The sequence below is a fragment of the Idiomarina loihiensis L2TR genome, from assembly GCF_000008465.1.
Classification (GTDB): Bacteria; Pseudomonadota; Gammaproteobacteria; order Enterobacterales; family Alteromonadaceae; genus Idiomarina; species Idiomarina loihiensis.
In genome coordinates this window covers 1,961,499-1,975,084 of record NC_006512.1, presented here as the reverse complement: position 1 = coordinate 1,975,084, position 13,586 = coordinate 1,961,499, and the positions used below count along the sequence as shown (strand labels likewise).

General features: G+C 50.3%; 15 protein-coding genes. 7 read left to right on the top strand and 8 right to left on the bottom strand.

Translation table 11 applies throughout. The features are described from left to right. The first annotated feature begins 2 nt into the window (after positions 1 to 2). Positions 3 to 1,391, top strand: a complete 1,389-nt coding sequence (locus IL_RS09460) for an MATE family efflux transporter (protein WP_011235074.1) — start codon at positions 3 to 5, stop codon at positions 1,389 to 1,391. On the opposite strand, the gene hisIE is transcribed toward IL_RS09460, so the two are convergent. The 8 genes from hisIE to hisG are packed head-to-tail and all read right to left on the bottom strand — an operon-like array spanning position 1,388 to position 8,457. After that, a complete protein-coding gene (hisIE, locus tag IL_RS09455) occupies positions 1,388 to 1,996 on the bottom strand; it encodes a bifunctional phosphoribosyl-AMP cyclohydrolase/phosphoribosyl-ATP diphosphatase HisIE (RefSeq protein ID WP_011235073.1) in 609 nt (202 codons plus the stop codon). The two genes, IL_RS09460 and hisIE, sit on opposite strands and share 4 nt — an antisense overlap. Further along, on the bottom strand, positions 1,993 to 2,790 hold the full coding sequence (gene hisF, locus IL_RS09450; RefSeq protein ID WP_011235072.1) for an imidazole glycerol phosphate synthase subunit HisF: 798 nt from the start codon (positions 2,788 to 2,790) through the stop codon (positions 1,993 to 1,995). The genes hisIE and hisF overlap by 4 nt, the downstream gene beginning before the upstream one ends. After that, positions 2,772 to 3,509, bottom strand: a complete 738-nt coding sequence (gene hisA, locus IL_RS09445; protein ID WP_011235071.1) for a 1-(5-phosphoribosyl)-5-[(5-phosphoribosylamino)methylideneamino]imidazole-4-carboxamide isomerase — start codon at positions 3,507 to 3,509, stop codon at positions 2,772 to 2,774. The genes hisF and hisA overlap by 19 nt, the downstream gene beginning before the upstream one ends. Beyond that, a complete protein-coding gene (gene hisH, locus IL_RS09440) occupies positions 3,503 to 4,093 on the bottom strand; it encodes an imidazole glycerol phosphate synthase subunit HisH (protein WP_011235070.1) in 591 nt (196 codons plus the stop codon). Before hisH ends, hisA begins: the two co-directional genes overlap by 7 nt. Next, entirely contained in the window at positions 4,090 to 5,166 is a 1,077-nt protein-coding gene (hisB, locus tag IL_RS09435; protein WP_011235069.1) for a bifunctional histidinol-phosphatase/imidazoleglycerol-phosphate dehydratase HisB, read from the bottom strand. The genes hisH and hisB overlap by 4 nt, the downstream gene beginning before the upstream one ends. After that, a complete protein-coding gene (hisC, locus tag IL_RS09430; protein WP_011235068.1) occupies positions 5,163 to 6,236 on the bottom strand; it encodes a histidinol-phosphate transaminase in 1,074 nt (357 codons plus the stop codon). The genes hisB and hisC overlap by 4 nt, the downstream gene beginning before the upstream one ends. Next, entirely contained in the window at positions 6,233 to 7,561 is a 1,329-nt protein-coding gene (gene hisD, locus IL_RS09425) for a histidinol dehydrogenase (protein ID WP_011235067.1), read from the bottom strand. Before hisD ends, hisC begins: the two co-directional genes overlap by 4 nt. A 2-nt stretch (positions 7,562 to 7,563) precedes the next feature. Beyond that, a complete protein-coding gene (gene hisG, locus IL_RS09420; RefSeq protein ID WP_011235066.1) occupies positions 7,564 to 8,457 on the bottom strand; it encodes an ATP phosphoribosyltransferase in 894 nt (297 codons plus the stop codon). A 337-nt stretch (positions 8,458 to 8,794) separates the two neighbouring features. Here hisG and IL_RS09415 point away from each other — a divergent pair, with 337 nt between their 5' ends. The 6 genes from IL_RS09415 to IL_RS09390 all read left to right on the top strand — a co-directional run bounded on the left by IL_RS09415 (position 8,795) and on the right by IL_RS09390 (position 13,568). Then, positions 8,795 to 9,067, top strand: a complete 273-nt coding sequence (locus IL_RS09415) for a hypothetical protein (protein ID WP_011235065.1) — start codon at positions 8,795 to 8,797, stop codon at positions 9,065 to 9,067. A gap of 49 nt (positions 9,068 to 9,116) precedes the next feature. Then, complete coding sequence (locus IL_RS09410; protein ID WP_011235064.1) at positions 9,117 to 11,069, top strand: ATP-dependent DNA helicase; 1,953 nt, start codon at positions 9,117 to 9,119, stop codon at positions 11,067 to 11,069. Further along, positions 11,047 to 11,730, top strand: a complete 684-nt coding sequence (gene tsaB / locus IL_RS09405) for a tRNA (adenosine(37)-N6)-threonylcarbamoyltransferase complex dimerization subunit type 1 TsaB (RefSeq protein ID WP_011235063.1) — start codon at positions 11,047 to 11,049, stop codon at positions 11,728 to 11,730. Before IL_RS09410 ends, tsaB begins: the two co-directional genes overlap by 23 nt. Before the next feature lie 66 nt (positions 11,731 to 11,796). Further along, a complete protein-coding gene (locus tag IL_RS09400; RefSeq protein ID WP_011235062.1) occupies positions 11,797 to 12,096 on the top strand; it encodes a hypothetical protein in 300 nt (99 codons plus the stop codon). Between the two features lie 12 nt (positions 12,097 to 12,108). After that, positions 12,109 to 12,687, top strand: a complete 579-nt coding sequence (locus IL_RS09395) for a Slp family lipoprotein (RefSeq protein ID WP_011235061.1) — start codon at positions 12,109 to 12,111, stop codon at positions 12,685 to 12,687. 11 nt (positions 12,688 to 12,698) lie between these two features. Next, a complete protein-coding gene (locus tag IL_RS09390; protein ID WP_011235060.1) occupies positions 12,699 to 13,568 on the top strand; it encodes an alpha/beta fold hydrolase in 870 nt (289 codons plus the stop codon). Positions 13,569 to 13,586: the final 18 nt, after the last annotated feature.

Sequence of the window (13,586 nt, the reverse complement as noted above, 5' to 3'; positions counted from 1 at the left end):
GCGTGAACTGGTGGACGAATAATAAAGGCGAATTTAATAAGCTGGCTAAACTGACCGGTCCTATTCTTGTGGCTCAGTTAACTCAAATGTTAATGAGTGTCGTGGATACGGTTATGGCTGGGCGCAAAGGGGCACTTGACCTAGCCGCTGTGTCGGTCGGCGGCAGTATTTTTGTACCAGCAACTTTATTGGTGTTTGGTCTGGCGCTGGCATTAGCGCCCATTATCTCTCATCTGGACGGTTCAAATTCGCACCGACGTATCGCCAATATACTGCAACAGGGCTTATACGCCTGCGCCATTGTCGGGGTGATTACTCTAATTGGAATGTCCTCGGCGCCCTGGTTGCTGGACATCATGGAAGTTGAAGACGACTTTCGCGCCATTACGCTGGACTATTTGTTTTACATCTCCTGGGGCATACCGGGCTTTGTTATTTACGCGGTACTGAGAAACTTTTGTGAGGGCTTGTCGAACACCATGCCGTCGCTGATCATTGGTTTTATCGGGCTATTGATAAATATTCCGGCAAACTACATTTTTGTTTACGGCAAGTTTGGTATGCCGGAACTGGGTGGCGCTGGCTGTGGGCTGGCGACAGCCATTGTTTTGTGGGGTATGGCGCTTTCAATGGTTGTTTATACCTTTACCGCCAAACGTTACAAGCGGTTACGTCTGCTCCGGCGCTGGTATCGACCTAACTGGGACGACGTTACCTACGTTATCCGTATCGGTTTCCCTATTTCCATGTCGCTCTTTTTCGAGGTCAGTCTGTTTGCTGCTGTGGCGTTATTAATTGCGCCGCTGGGGCCGACTGTGGTTTCTGCTCATCAAATTGCACTGAACATAAGTTCGTTAGTGTATATGGTGCCGCTGAGTATCTCTATGGCGGTGACTTTACGGGTTGGCTTTGCGCTGGGTGCGGGTAATCCGAAAAACGCCATGTTGAGCTTTAAACTCGCGATGCTGTTTGGTGGCGTGTTTGCGGGCGTTAACGGTTTAATTATGTATCTGGGTGGTGGTTGGTTAGCCAGCCTTTACACTCCTGATAAGGATATTATTAATCTGGCAGCAACGCTGATGGGGCTGGCGGCTATTTTCACTGTGTCGGACACCTTCCAGGCCATTTCCATTGGCACTCTGCGTGGCTACAAAGACACTAAATACCCAATGATATTGGCCTTTATTTCGTACTGGCCGTTTGGCTTAACCGTTGGTTATATTCTGGGGCTGACCGACTGGGTTGTGCCAGCCATGGGCGCGGCAGGCTTCTGGATTGGCTTTATTAGTGGCCTAAGTGTCGCAGCGGTACTCTTGTCATTGCGCCTACGCCGCGTATCCCGCCGATACGAGCGTAAGCATTTTCGTGAGCAGTTAAACAGCGCCGCTTAACCGCGGCGCTTCGCTAATACCTCCAGCACATCGTCCAAACTAAGCTCATTGGCCCGTAGCGCAACCAGCAAGTGGTAGAGTAAGTCGGCGCTTTCATTAGCCAGCTCGTCTTTATCGGCAGTTGCCGCTGCCAGAGCGACTTCCACGCCTTCTTCCCCAACTTTTTGAGCCACACGTTTTAATCCCTTAGAAAATAGGCTGGCAGTGTAACTTTCGTTGGTATCTGCGCCTTTACGGCTGGCAATGAGCGAGTCAAGCTCATGCAGCAAGGGTTTAGGTGCCTCGGCAAAACAACTGCGGTTACCTAAATGGCAGGTAGGGCCATCGGGTATAGCCTGAACCAGTAATGCGTCATAATCACAGTCCGAATAGATGCCCTCAAGCCGGAGGTAGTTGTTTGAGCTTTCGCCTTTAGTCCATAAACGTTCTTTACTGCGGCTGTAAAAAGTGGTTTTACCGCTTGCTAAGCTTTCCTTAATGGCTTCTGTACTCATATAGGCCTGCATTAACACTTCACCGGTTAGAGAGTGTTGTACTGTGCAGGGCAGTAAACCTGACATTTTCTCCCAGGCCAACTCGTCGATGTTATTCAAATCAATTTTCATGTCGTCTCCTGAAGCGCTTCAATGGGGCGAACCGCAATATTATTGGCTGCCATTGCGGCTTTCACTTCGCTGATACTGAATAGGTTCTTGTGAAACACCGAAGCCGCAAGTGCACCATCTACCTGCGCCTTTTGAAAGGCATCAACAAAGTGCTGAATCTCGCCGGCTCCGCCTGAGGCAATTAAAGGCACCGAGCAATGCCCGCGCAATGCCGACAGCTGTGCAATATCGTAACCTTGACGCACGCCGTCCTGATTCATGCAGTTCAACACAATTTCACCGGCGCCACGGGAAATGACTTCCTGCAGCCAGTCTTTGGTCTGCCATGCCGATTTGTGCGACTTGCTTTCGTCACCGGTAAACTGGTGCACTTCGTATTCACCGGACTGTTCGTTATAAAAGCTGTCTATGCCAATAACAATGCACTGCTGACCAAATTCCTCAACCAGGGTATTAATTAAATTTGGGTTAAGCAGGGCAGGCGAGTTAATGGAGATTTTGTCCGCGCCCATAGATAGCATGGTTTGTGCGTGCTCAACCGAACGAATACCGCCAGCAACGGTAAAGGGAATGTTGATTTCACGAGCAACCCGCTCAACCCAGGACTTATCTACCGTACGGCCGTCTGCAGATGCGGTAATATCGTAAAATACCAACTCGTCAGCGCCGCTTTCTGCGTAACGCTTTGCCAGCGGCAAAATATCACCAATAATTTCATGGTTACGGAACTTCACCCCTTTAACTACCTGTCCGTCGCGAACGTCCAGGCATGGGATTACGCGTTTTGCCAACATGCTAATGCCTCCTGCATAGTGAAAGCGCCGGTAAGTAACGACTTACCCAATATAACCGAGTCACAGTTTACGGCTTTCAAATCTTTAAGATCGTCTAAGCAACTGACGCCGCCGGACGCTTGCCAGACGACCTGCGGATAAAGCTGCTTATAGCGTTTATAAAGCTCAACATTGGTGCCTGTCATGGTGCCGTCTTTACTGATATCGGTGCAGAGTACATGACGGCAGCCTAAATCCAGGTAGCGGTTGAGAATGTCATCCAGTGTATGCGTGCTGGCCTGTTGCCAGCCGTGGGTAGCGACCATGGCATTGCCACTCTGATCAATATTCACATCCAGCGCCAGTACAATTTTTTCGCCGCCATAGGCCTGGAACCATTGTTTTACGGTATCTGGCTGGTTAACCGCGGTGGAACCAATTACGGCACGTTCAATACCGGCGTCAAACAAGGCTTCCAAATCCTCGGTTGTACGAATTCCGCCGCCAGCCTGACACTTCATACCTGAATCTGAGGCTAGTTTAGCCAGCAGTTTCTGCTGGCGCTTGTCCGGGTCTTTAGCGCCGTCTAAATCAACCAAATGCAGCCATTCGGCACCGGCCTGAGCATAGAGTTGGGCCTGACCCAGCGGGGTTAAATCAAACTCGGTTTTTTGCGCGAAGTCGCCCTGATATAGGCGTACCACTTTGCCGTCAATTAAATCCAGGGCAGGTATCAGCATAATGTTAACTCCAGAAAACGTTTCAGCAGAGCTTCGCCAGTCTTACCTGAACGCTCAGGGTGAAACTGCGCACCAAAATAGTTGTTGTGACGTATCATTGAGGCAAAACGCTCACCATACTCGCTGCTGGCTATAGTGTACTCATCAACTGCTACAGCAAAACTGTGCACGAAATAGCAGTAGCTGTCGCTCGTGTCGACTAACGGGTTATCTGCGGTCGGCTGCAGGGTATTCCAGCCCATATGCGGCAAAGGCAGACCAGAATCGCGCAGGCGTTTGGTTTTTGCCGGAATTAAATTCAGGCAGTCAACGTCACCTTCTTCTGAGTGTGAGGTCAGTAACTGCATGCCCAGGCAAATACCCAGCACCGGCTGGGTTAACTCCCGTAGCGGCTCCACGAGTTGCTTGCGCTGTAAGTTACGCATAGCTGCGGCAGCGGTACCTACGCCAGGCAAAATGACACGGTCAGCGGCGCGTATTTGTTCTGCATCATCGGTAATAAGCACTGAGTAGCCCAAACGTTCAACCGCAAAGCGGACAGATGTCAGGTTGGCACACTCGGTATCGACAATCACCACATTCATGCCAGCATCCCCTTACTTGAAGGCAACTGTTGGTCTCCGGTTTTGGTAATGGCCTGACGCAGTGCCCGGCCAAATACCTTAAACAGGCTTTCGACCTGGTGGTGGGTATTACCCTCGGTGGTCGATAAGTGCAAGCTCATTGCCATGGCGTCGGTTAACGAGCGGAAGAAGTGCTCGACCATTTCGGTGGATAACTCGCCGACTTTGTCGCGGGTGAAATCTGCTTCCCATTTCAAATAGGGGCGTCCGGATAAATCGATCAGACATTCCGCCCGGCATTCATCCATAGGCAGAGCAAAACCAAAGCGACCAATGCCGCGCTTGTCGCCAAGCGCTGAGCGCAATGCCTGACCCAGCGCCAGAGCGGTGTCTTCAATGGTGTGGTGATCGTCAATGTGCAAATCACCCTTAACCTTAACCGAAAGCGAGAAACCGGCGTGTGTGGCTATCTGCTCAAGCATGTGGTCAAAGAAGCCAATGCCGGTATTAAATTCGCGCGGTGTCTGACTGTCTAAATCAACCTTAATGTTAATATCCGTTTCCCGTGTGGTGCGGGTAACCGAAGCGGTGCGTGGGTTGTCCAGTAGTTGGTGAACAATGGCATCCCAGTTGAGTTCGCTACGACTGTAACGCAGGCCTTCAATGCCCATGTTTTCAGCCAGTTGCAGGTCGGTTTCACGGTCGCCAATAACGTAGGAGTTGGTAAAGTCCACACGGCCTTCTTTCAGATACGACTTTACCAGCCCAAGCGCAGGCTTACGGCAGCTGCAGTTATCACTGTCAAAGTGAGGGCAAATCAAAACGTCTTCAAACCGAATGCCTTGCGACTCAAACACCGCCATCATTAAGTTGTGGGGGGCATCAAAATCGGCCTGAGGAAAGCTATCCGTACCCAGGCCGTCCTGGTTGGACACCATCACCAGCTGATAACCCGCCTGTTGCAGTTTCAGCAAAGCCGGCACGACGTTCGGTTCAAACACCAGCTTTTCAAGGCTGTCCAACTGCTTGTCAGTGACTGGCTCTTCAACCAGAGTCCCGTCACGGTCAATAAATAAAATAGGCTTCTGGCTCATGAAAAATAGTCCTTCAACTGTTGAATCAGTTCGTCATTTTCGGCGGCGCTGCCAATGGTTATGCGAACAACGTTTTCCAGCCCCCGCTGCGCCGACTGATTACGTATTAATAGGTCGTTATCGGTAAGTGATTTCACTAAACCAGCGGCATCTTCACACTGATAGAGTAAAAAGTTCGTGTCACTTTCCGATACCAGGGTCAGTGGTGTTTGCTCTAAGGCTGTTTGCACACGGTCGCGCTCGGCTAATAAGGTTGCTACCTGTTGCTGCAGCCGTTCAAGCGAGCTTGTCTGCAAAGCCTGAACCGCAATTTGCACTGTCGGGTCTGGCAAAGGGTAAGGTGCCAGAACTTTCTGCAGTAACTCAATAATGTCGTCATTCGCCAGCAAAAAACCGCAGCGAATGCCGGCCAGAGCAAAGGCCTTCGATAAGGTACGTAACACCACCAAGTTCGGATAACGTTCCAGCCAACTGACAACGCTGTCACCAGAGCTGAACTCAATATAGGCTTCATCAACTACCACAATAGAACGTGGCGAGTGTTGCAGCACTTGTTCAATATCATCGGTATTTAGTGCATTGCCCAGCGGGTTTGAAGGCGAGCAGAGAAAGATGACTTTGCACTCAGCAGCAGCTTCTATAATCGACTCCGTATCCAACTGCCAGTTGTTCACCTCTCCGCTATTTAGTAAGGGAACCTCAGTAACACCAACCGCAAAGGTTTTAGCCGAAATAGCGTACATACCGTAAGTCGGTGGGCAAATCAGTACTTTGTCCTGACCGGGTTCACAAAAAGCTCGTATCAGTAACTCGATACCTTCGTCTGAACCGCGGCTGCTTAATACCTTCGAGGCGTTAATTCCGGCGTACTCAGCGTAGGCCTGGTTCAGCGGCTTAGACTGAAACTCCGGGTAACGGTTAAGTTTGCTGTCATCAACAGTGTACGAGTTACTGTACGGAGACTCGTTAGCGTTCAGCCAGATATTGCCGCCACTCATGCTACGTCGTGCAGAGGCGTATGGCGTTAGCTGTTTCAGGTGCTGGCGCTGTAACTGCTCAACAATGCTCATAGTTTGCTCTCCGTACTTTTAGTCTCCGTACGAATAGTCACGGCACGTTTGTGCGCATCTAAACCTTCAACGTCAGCCAAAGTAGTAATGGCTTCTGCTAACTGGCGTAGTCCGTCGTGACTGGCTTCCTGGACCGTATAACGACGGTAGAAGTCGACCAGCCCAAGGCTGCTGTAATTGCGGGCATAGCCATAGGTTGGCAGCACGTGGTTGGTACCGGTGGCATAATCACCGCCGGACTCTGGTGTGTAGTGTCCGACAAAGACAGAGCCTGCACGGGTCAACTGTGGCAGTAGATCACGCGCGTTATCCGTCTGAATAGAAAGGTGTTCGGGCGCATAGGTTTCGCTAATGGCTATGGCTTCATTCATATCGGCAACTACCAGCAGACGACTGGCCTGTAAGGCCTGCTCGGCAATATCGGCGCGACTTAGCTGAGCGCATTGTGCCATCAGTTCCTGCCGTACATTTTCGGCGACCGTCATTGAGGGCGTAAGCAAAATAACCTGAGAATCCGGTCCGTGCTCGGCTTGTGACAGTAAATCCGCCGCCACATAGGCCGGGTTTGCACTGTCATCAGCAATCACCAACAGCTCTGAGGGGCCTGCCGGTAAATCCATGGCACAACCGCTGTCATTCTGGCTAACCTGTTGCTTGGCTTCGGTAACAAAGCTGTTACCCGGGCCAAAGACTTTACCTACAGCAGGCGATGACTCTATACCGTACGCCAGCGCACCAATAGCCTGAGCGCCGCCACACAGGAGAATATCGGTTACGCCGCAACGCTTAGCAGCGTAGAGCAGGGCGGCTGGTAATTCGCCCTGTTTATTAGGCGGGCTGACCATAACCACACGCTGGCACCCGGCAATTTGCGCGGGTACACCCAGCATTAATGCGGTAGAGGGCAAGGTTGCGCTGCCCCCGGGAATGTATAAACCGACGGCGTCTAACGGCGCATAACGCAGTTCACATTGCACGCCTGGCGCGGTTTCAATGCTTAAGTCCTGCGGACGTTGCGCTTCGTGAAAGCGATAAATGGTTTGGTACGCAGTGTCTATGGCGCGTTTTACTTTGTCATCTAAACTAGCAACGGCTGCTTCCACCTGTTCATCGCTCATTCGCAATGAGGTCGCATCCGGGTTATCGAACTGGCGGGTATAGTTCAGTACCGCGCGCTCACCGTTATCACGAACGTCACTCAGAATAACTGCAACCTTCTCTCGCAGTGATTCTGCCTGAGCCCGTCCGGGGCGCGCTAAGCGTTGAGTTTGCTCCGCTGACGACAGGCTTTGCCATTGCTCAATGGGTATCCGTAATTCACTCATGATCACCCCATCATTTTTTCAATAGGTAGTACAAGTATCGAACTGCAGCCCATAGATTTAAGATCTTCCATGGTTTCCCAGAATAGCTTCTCGGTGCTGACCATGTGCACGGCAACCTGCTCGTCGGTGTGGCTAAGCGGCAAAATGGTTGGTGTTTCTGCGCCGGGTAACAACTCGACTACTTGCTCTAATTTGTTCTTTGGCGCGTGCAGCATAATGTATTTGCTTTCCCGTGCCATTTGCACGCCGTCTATGCGTGGCAGCAACTGGTCTATCATCGCCTGTTTTTCTTCCGACAGGCTGTCAGCGCGTTGTATTAGCTGCGCCTGAGAACGGAATATCACGTCTTTTTCGACTAACCCGTTTGCTTCCAGCGTAGCACCGGTGGAAACTAAGTCACATATCGCTTCGGCAAGGCCGGCACGGGGAGCTACTTCCACAGAACCGGTCAGCATAACCGTACGCGCATTCACGCCGTTGTCTTTCAGGTAACGCTTTAATAGTTGAGGGTAGGTAGTAGCAACGCGTAAACCGTCTAGATCTTTCAACGACTGATACTGGCTTTCTCTTGGCACCGCCAGCGACAAGCGGCACTGACCAAACTCAAGTCCACGTAATGGCTGATAGGCCGCGACAGAATCCGTTGCAATGCGCTCTAACCGGGCTTCTTCCAGCACGTTTTCGCCAACCAGACCTAAATCAACCACGCCGTCCATAACCAGACCCGGAATGTCGTCATCACGTACGCGCAGCAAATCGATAGGGTGACTGGTGCTGTGCGCAATTAAGCGTGCTTCGTTAACACTAAATTTCACACCGCAGGCATTCAGCAATGCCATAGATTCTTTACTCAGTCGTCCTGATTTCTGTATCGCAATGGTTAAACGGTCAGTCATAACAGCTCCTAAAATGAAAAACCCCCGAAGGTATATGCCTTTCGGGGGTTGTATAGTCAATCGAAAGGCTAGCGTTTATACGGCTAGCCCAAACATTAAGTTCACGGCTAGGCCATACAGTTCCAATGATGATGGTGGTGGCTGTGAACAAAACGCATAATTAACACTCCAATAAAAATAGTTTTACTTCGTAAAGTTGTATAGCACTATAACAGCTGAGAAATGTAATGCAAGAGTAAACTTATTGGTTATTTAGTCGATATAAGCTTATTATTTAACCAGTGGTTGTATAGTCAAATAACAGAATTCATTCTCTGCGAGGCGAAAGACAACAACAATGGCTAACTTTGATGCAATGGTTCCGTTGATCCCCAAAGACACTCGCGTGCCTGTGGACTTCGCCCGTGAGCAGATGAAAATAAACCAGATTGAGAAGATACGCGAACTCAACGCTGTAGATGAAGACGAAGGGGCTACCATCGAAGATGATCAAAAAAGAGAAAGTAGCCAACAGCATCAGCATCAACAATCGTCGGCTCAAACGGACGTTGAAGAGGTTGCTGATAACGATGAAACCTTATCTTCAGGACATATAGACACCTACGCCTAGGCAAACATCTATGTCATAATACGTGCCTATTTCTTCGGCGGTATAGGTTATGGCGACGGTTTTATCAGTATTTAAGCCAACAGGCGAGCTCGCACAAGCAATTACAAACTTTCAGCCACGTGCCGCTCAGCAGCAAATGGCAGAAGCCATAGCCGCTACTGTTAAGAAAAAAGGTGAGCTGGTCGTTGAAGCCGAGACCGGCACCGGCAAAACTTTTGCGTATTTGGCTCCTGTGCTACTGGGCAAAGGCAAAGCGATTGTTTCTACCGGTACTAAAAACCTTCAGGAACAGCTGTTCCACCGCGACTTACCCATGTTAAGAAAAGTGCTGGCGCCGGAAAAAGTTGTCGCTTTATTAAAAGGCCGTTCAAATTATTTGTGTCTGCACCGCATGGAGCAGGCAACCCAACAGGCCGGACAGTTCAGCAAAGACATTCAAAATCAGCTTATTACGGTAAAGCGCTGGGCGACATCCACTCGCAGTGGTGACGTGGGCGAGCTGAACGCCTTAGCGGAAGACGCCTCGGTATTACCGCAGGTAACCAGCACTCAGGACAACTGCCTGGGGCGGGACTGTCCGGTGTACGAAGACTGCCACTTAGTCAAAGCCCGCAAAGAAGCCATGGAAGCCGATATTGTGGTGGTCAACCATCATCTTTTCTTTGCCGATATGGCGCTAAAAGATACCGGCTTTGGTGAGTTGATTCCCAGCGTGGATACGGTGGTCTTTGACGAAGCTCATCAAATTCCGGACATTGCCAGCCAGTACTTTGGCGAAACGGTTTCCAGTCGGCAACTGACAGAAATGTGCGAAGAACTGCAGCGTTTATGTATGACTGAGCTGAAGGACTTGTCGCAGGCCAGCGCTATGGCACGTACGTTATTACAGACTCTGAAAGACTGGCGGTTGTTGTTTCCGCGGGACCCTATGCGCGGCAACTGGCGAGACTGGCGCAAAAAACCGGACGTTGCCGAGGTGGCTGAGCGAGTGCAGGAGCGTTTAACCCTGCTGACCGACGTCATGAAAACCGCTATCGGCCGTAATAAAGACTTTGATAATTTACATGAACGCGCTGAACAGCACCTCTATATTTGGCGTCAGCTAATGGACGTCGACCGCACCGGCTACAGCTTTTGGTTTGAAACTACACCCCGACACGTCAGTTTGCATCAAACCCCGCTAAGCGTTGCCAAGACCTTCGGGGGCTATATCAAGCGCAACAAAATGAGCTGGGTATTTACCTCTGCTACTTTGGCGGTTAACGGCAAGTTCGATTACTTTACCAAGCGTTTAGGCATAGATGACGCCGACACCTTGTTGCTGGAAAGCCCCTTTGACTTTGCGAAGCAGGCCAAGCTGTGTTTACCGCGTTATTTGCCCGAGGCCAACGACCCGAATCGGCATCAAATGTTGACTGAAATTGCGGAGCAGTGCGTTAAGGTGAACCGGGGGGGCACTTTTCTACTGTTTACCAGCCACCGTATGTTGCAGCAAATGGCCTCAATATTACGTGACAGGCTGGATCGCGACATTCTGGTGCAGGGCGAGTCCGGTAAAACAGAGTTACTGGAAACCTTCACCAAAAAAGGTAATGCCGTGCTGTTGGGTACTTCGTCCTTTTGGGAAGGGGTCGATGTGCGGGGTGAAGCCTTGCGTTGCGTTATTATCGACAAACTGCCGTTTGCCTCGCCGGATGACCCTTTGCTGAATGCGCGTGTTGAAGATGCCCGTTTGCGTGGTGTCGACGCCTTCAGCACGATACAATTGCCGCAGGCGATAATTGCGTTGAAGCAGGGCGCAGGACGGTTAATTCGTGATAAAGACGACTCCGGTGTGTTAATTGTTTGCGACAGTCGTTTAGTAACGCGCCAATACGGTAAGCAGTTTTTATCCAGCTTGCCAGCTATGTCGAGAACCCGGGATTTAAATGAAGCGCTGAGTTTTTTAGCGCAGGTTGCAGAGAAAGATGAAACCAATAATGACGAACTTATTAGCAGTTGATACGTCGACCGAAAATTGCTCAGTGGCTATTCGCTGGCAGGACAATTTCTTTAGCGAAGCAATAGAAAGCCCGCGGGAACATTCGCAGCGTTTACTGCCTTTTGTTGAACAAATGCTGCAGCAGGCAGAAACCGAATTAAGTCAGCTGGACGGGCTGGTCGTTGGCGTAGGGCCCGGCAGTTTTACCGGTGTACGCATCGGGGTATCCATGGCGCAGGGTCTTGCTTTTAGTGCCGAGTTACCAGTATATCCGGTCAGTAGCCTGCAGGCGTTAGCGCAGCAAGCCATTCGTAAACACAATGCAGAAGCGGTTGTGGCCTGTATTGATGCGCGCATGGGTGAAATTTATTACGCCTTGTACCGTAATAATAATGGTCTTGCTGAACAAATAACGGAGCCCGCCGTTGCTGAACCCTCTGCTAGTTTATTCGCAGAGCATAATGTCCAGGGCTTTCATACTGCGGGAACTGGCTGGGACAACTACGCCGGTACCCTAGACCCTAAGCAGGAATTAAAGCACAGCATGGATTGCCGGTTACCGCTGGCGGAAGACATGCTGACAATAGCAACTAAAGGTTGCGTTACTTCGGTCGATGCAGAGAACTTAGAACCTTTGTATGTTCGTAATGAAGTGACCTGGAAAAAATTGCCAGGTCGATAACTTGTAGAATGGCACTGAACTCGCCATAATAAAATCAGTCTTACTAACAGATGAGTCATCGTTGACGTGCGAATTAATCCGCAAGCGGTTCAGCCGCTAAACAGCCAACAGCAAGGGCCTCAAAGGTCTGCGCCGGAAGATCAGCAACGCCAGGAACAGAACCCGGCGAAAGTCGCTGATACCCGGCGGGTAGTGCCCGATGCCCGGCAAAGTCAGCGGCGCGCAGAACGGTGGGAGTCACTTAATACGTTTTACGATGAGCCACCACAACGTTCTCAAAAAGCACTTAATGCTTATCAAAACATAGCGTTAAGCGAGAAAAGAGAGCAAATTACGTCAATGTTTGGTGTTGATGTTTACGCCTGAGTGAGGTCTGTTATGAAAATGATATTTGCAGTATTAAGCGCAATGGTGCTTGCTGGTTGCACTTCGGTTCCGGATGAGCTTGCCACTGATAATGAAGAGGCTTTGGTGAGTTACAAGGTTGCCAAGCATCAGGGCGATGAAGTAGCCGGTGAGCCAGCCCGTTGGGGCGGTGTCATTGCCGATGTTCGCAACGCCGAAGATCATACCGTGCTGGAAGTCGTCAGCTTCCCGTTGAAGCGCTGGGGACGTCCTGAGGTTAGTGATAACAGCGATGGGCGTTTTTTAGCGGTAGTTAATGACTTTGTTGATCCCGACGTGTATCAGCAAGGCCGGTCAATCAGTTTTGTTGGTACGATAGGCCAAACTCAGCAGGGCAAAATTGACGAATATGTTTATACCTACCCGGTTATTGAAGCAACGGGTTATCACCTGTGGAAGATTGAAAAACAAAACAACCAGGTAGAAATTGACTATTCGCCATTGTGGTTCCGTCATAACTTCTATTCGCCTTATTATCCTTACCGTTATCCGGTTCCGGTACGTGTTCGTGTGCAGGACAACTCGGGTACTCCGGCTAAAAACCGCAACTAATTCGTTCTTTAATGGATTATAGAGAAACAGCAGAGCAGGCTACCCCAGTCAGTTATCAGCTGGACTGGGGTTCCGTTCGGGGGCTGTGCTGGGGCGATCCTAACGACATAAGAGTTGTTGCAACTCATGGTTGGTTAGACAACAGTCATAGCTTTTTACCTATAGCCCGGTACTGGTCACCTGAAAAAGGTGGTTTTTTAGCGCTTGACTGGCCCGGTCACGGGCACAGTGATCACCGTCCGGTGGGCAACTATTATCATTTTATCGACTATGCTTATGACTTATGGCAGCTGATTCAACAGCAGGACTGGCAGAATTTAACCTTGCTCGGTCACTCTATGGGGGGCTTTGTCAGCAATGTGGTTGCAGCATTAAGCCCTGAGCGTATTCAGCAACTGCTATTAGTTGAAGCCTTTGGGTTACTGGTGTCTGACGGAACGAATGCGCAGGAGCAGCTGAAACAGGGCTTTTTAAGTCGCAAAAAACTACAGACACCTCGCTGGCGAAGCTACGCGGATTTCGACTCCGCCGTAGAGGCCAGAGCCGCTCAGGCTGATTTTTCAGCCAATTTAGTCCGGTTAATTGTTGAACGTGGTTGCGAGCATGGTGAAGATGGCCGCTGGCACTGGCGGGCCGATGCCAGGGTAAAGACAACGTCGGCCTACAGGTTACCGAGTTCGGCAGTGGATGACTTGTTTGAAAAGTTAATCATGCCAGTGACCGTTGTGCGCGGGAGCCGCGGTTATGATCAGTTAGATAGCGCATTTAAGCGATGGCAGGATAAAGTTTCAGGCTTAAGTTGTAAGACATTGGAAGGTGGACATCACGTACATATGGAACAACCTGAGAAAATAGCTGAACTGCTTAAATCGTACGTTTAGCGGCTGGTAACGACTAGG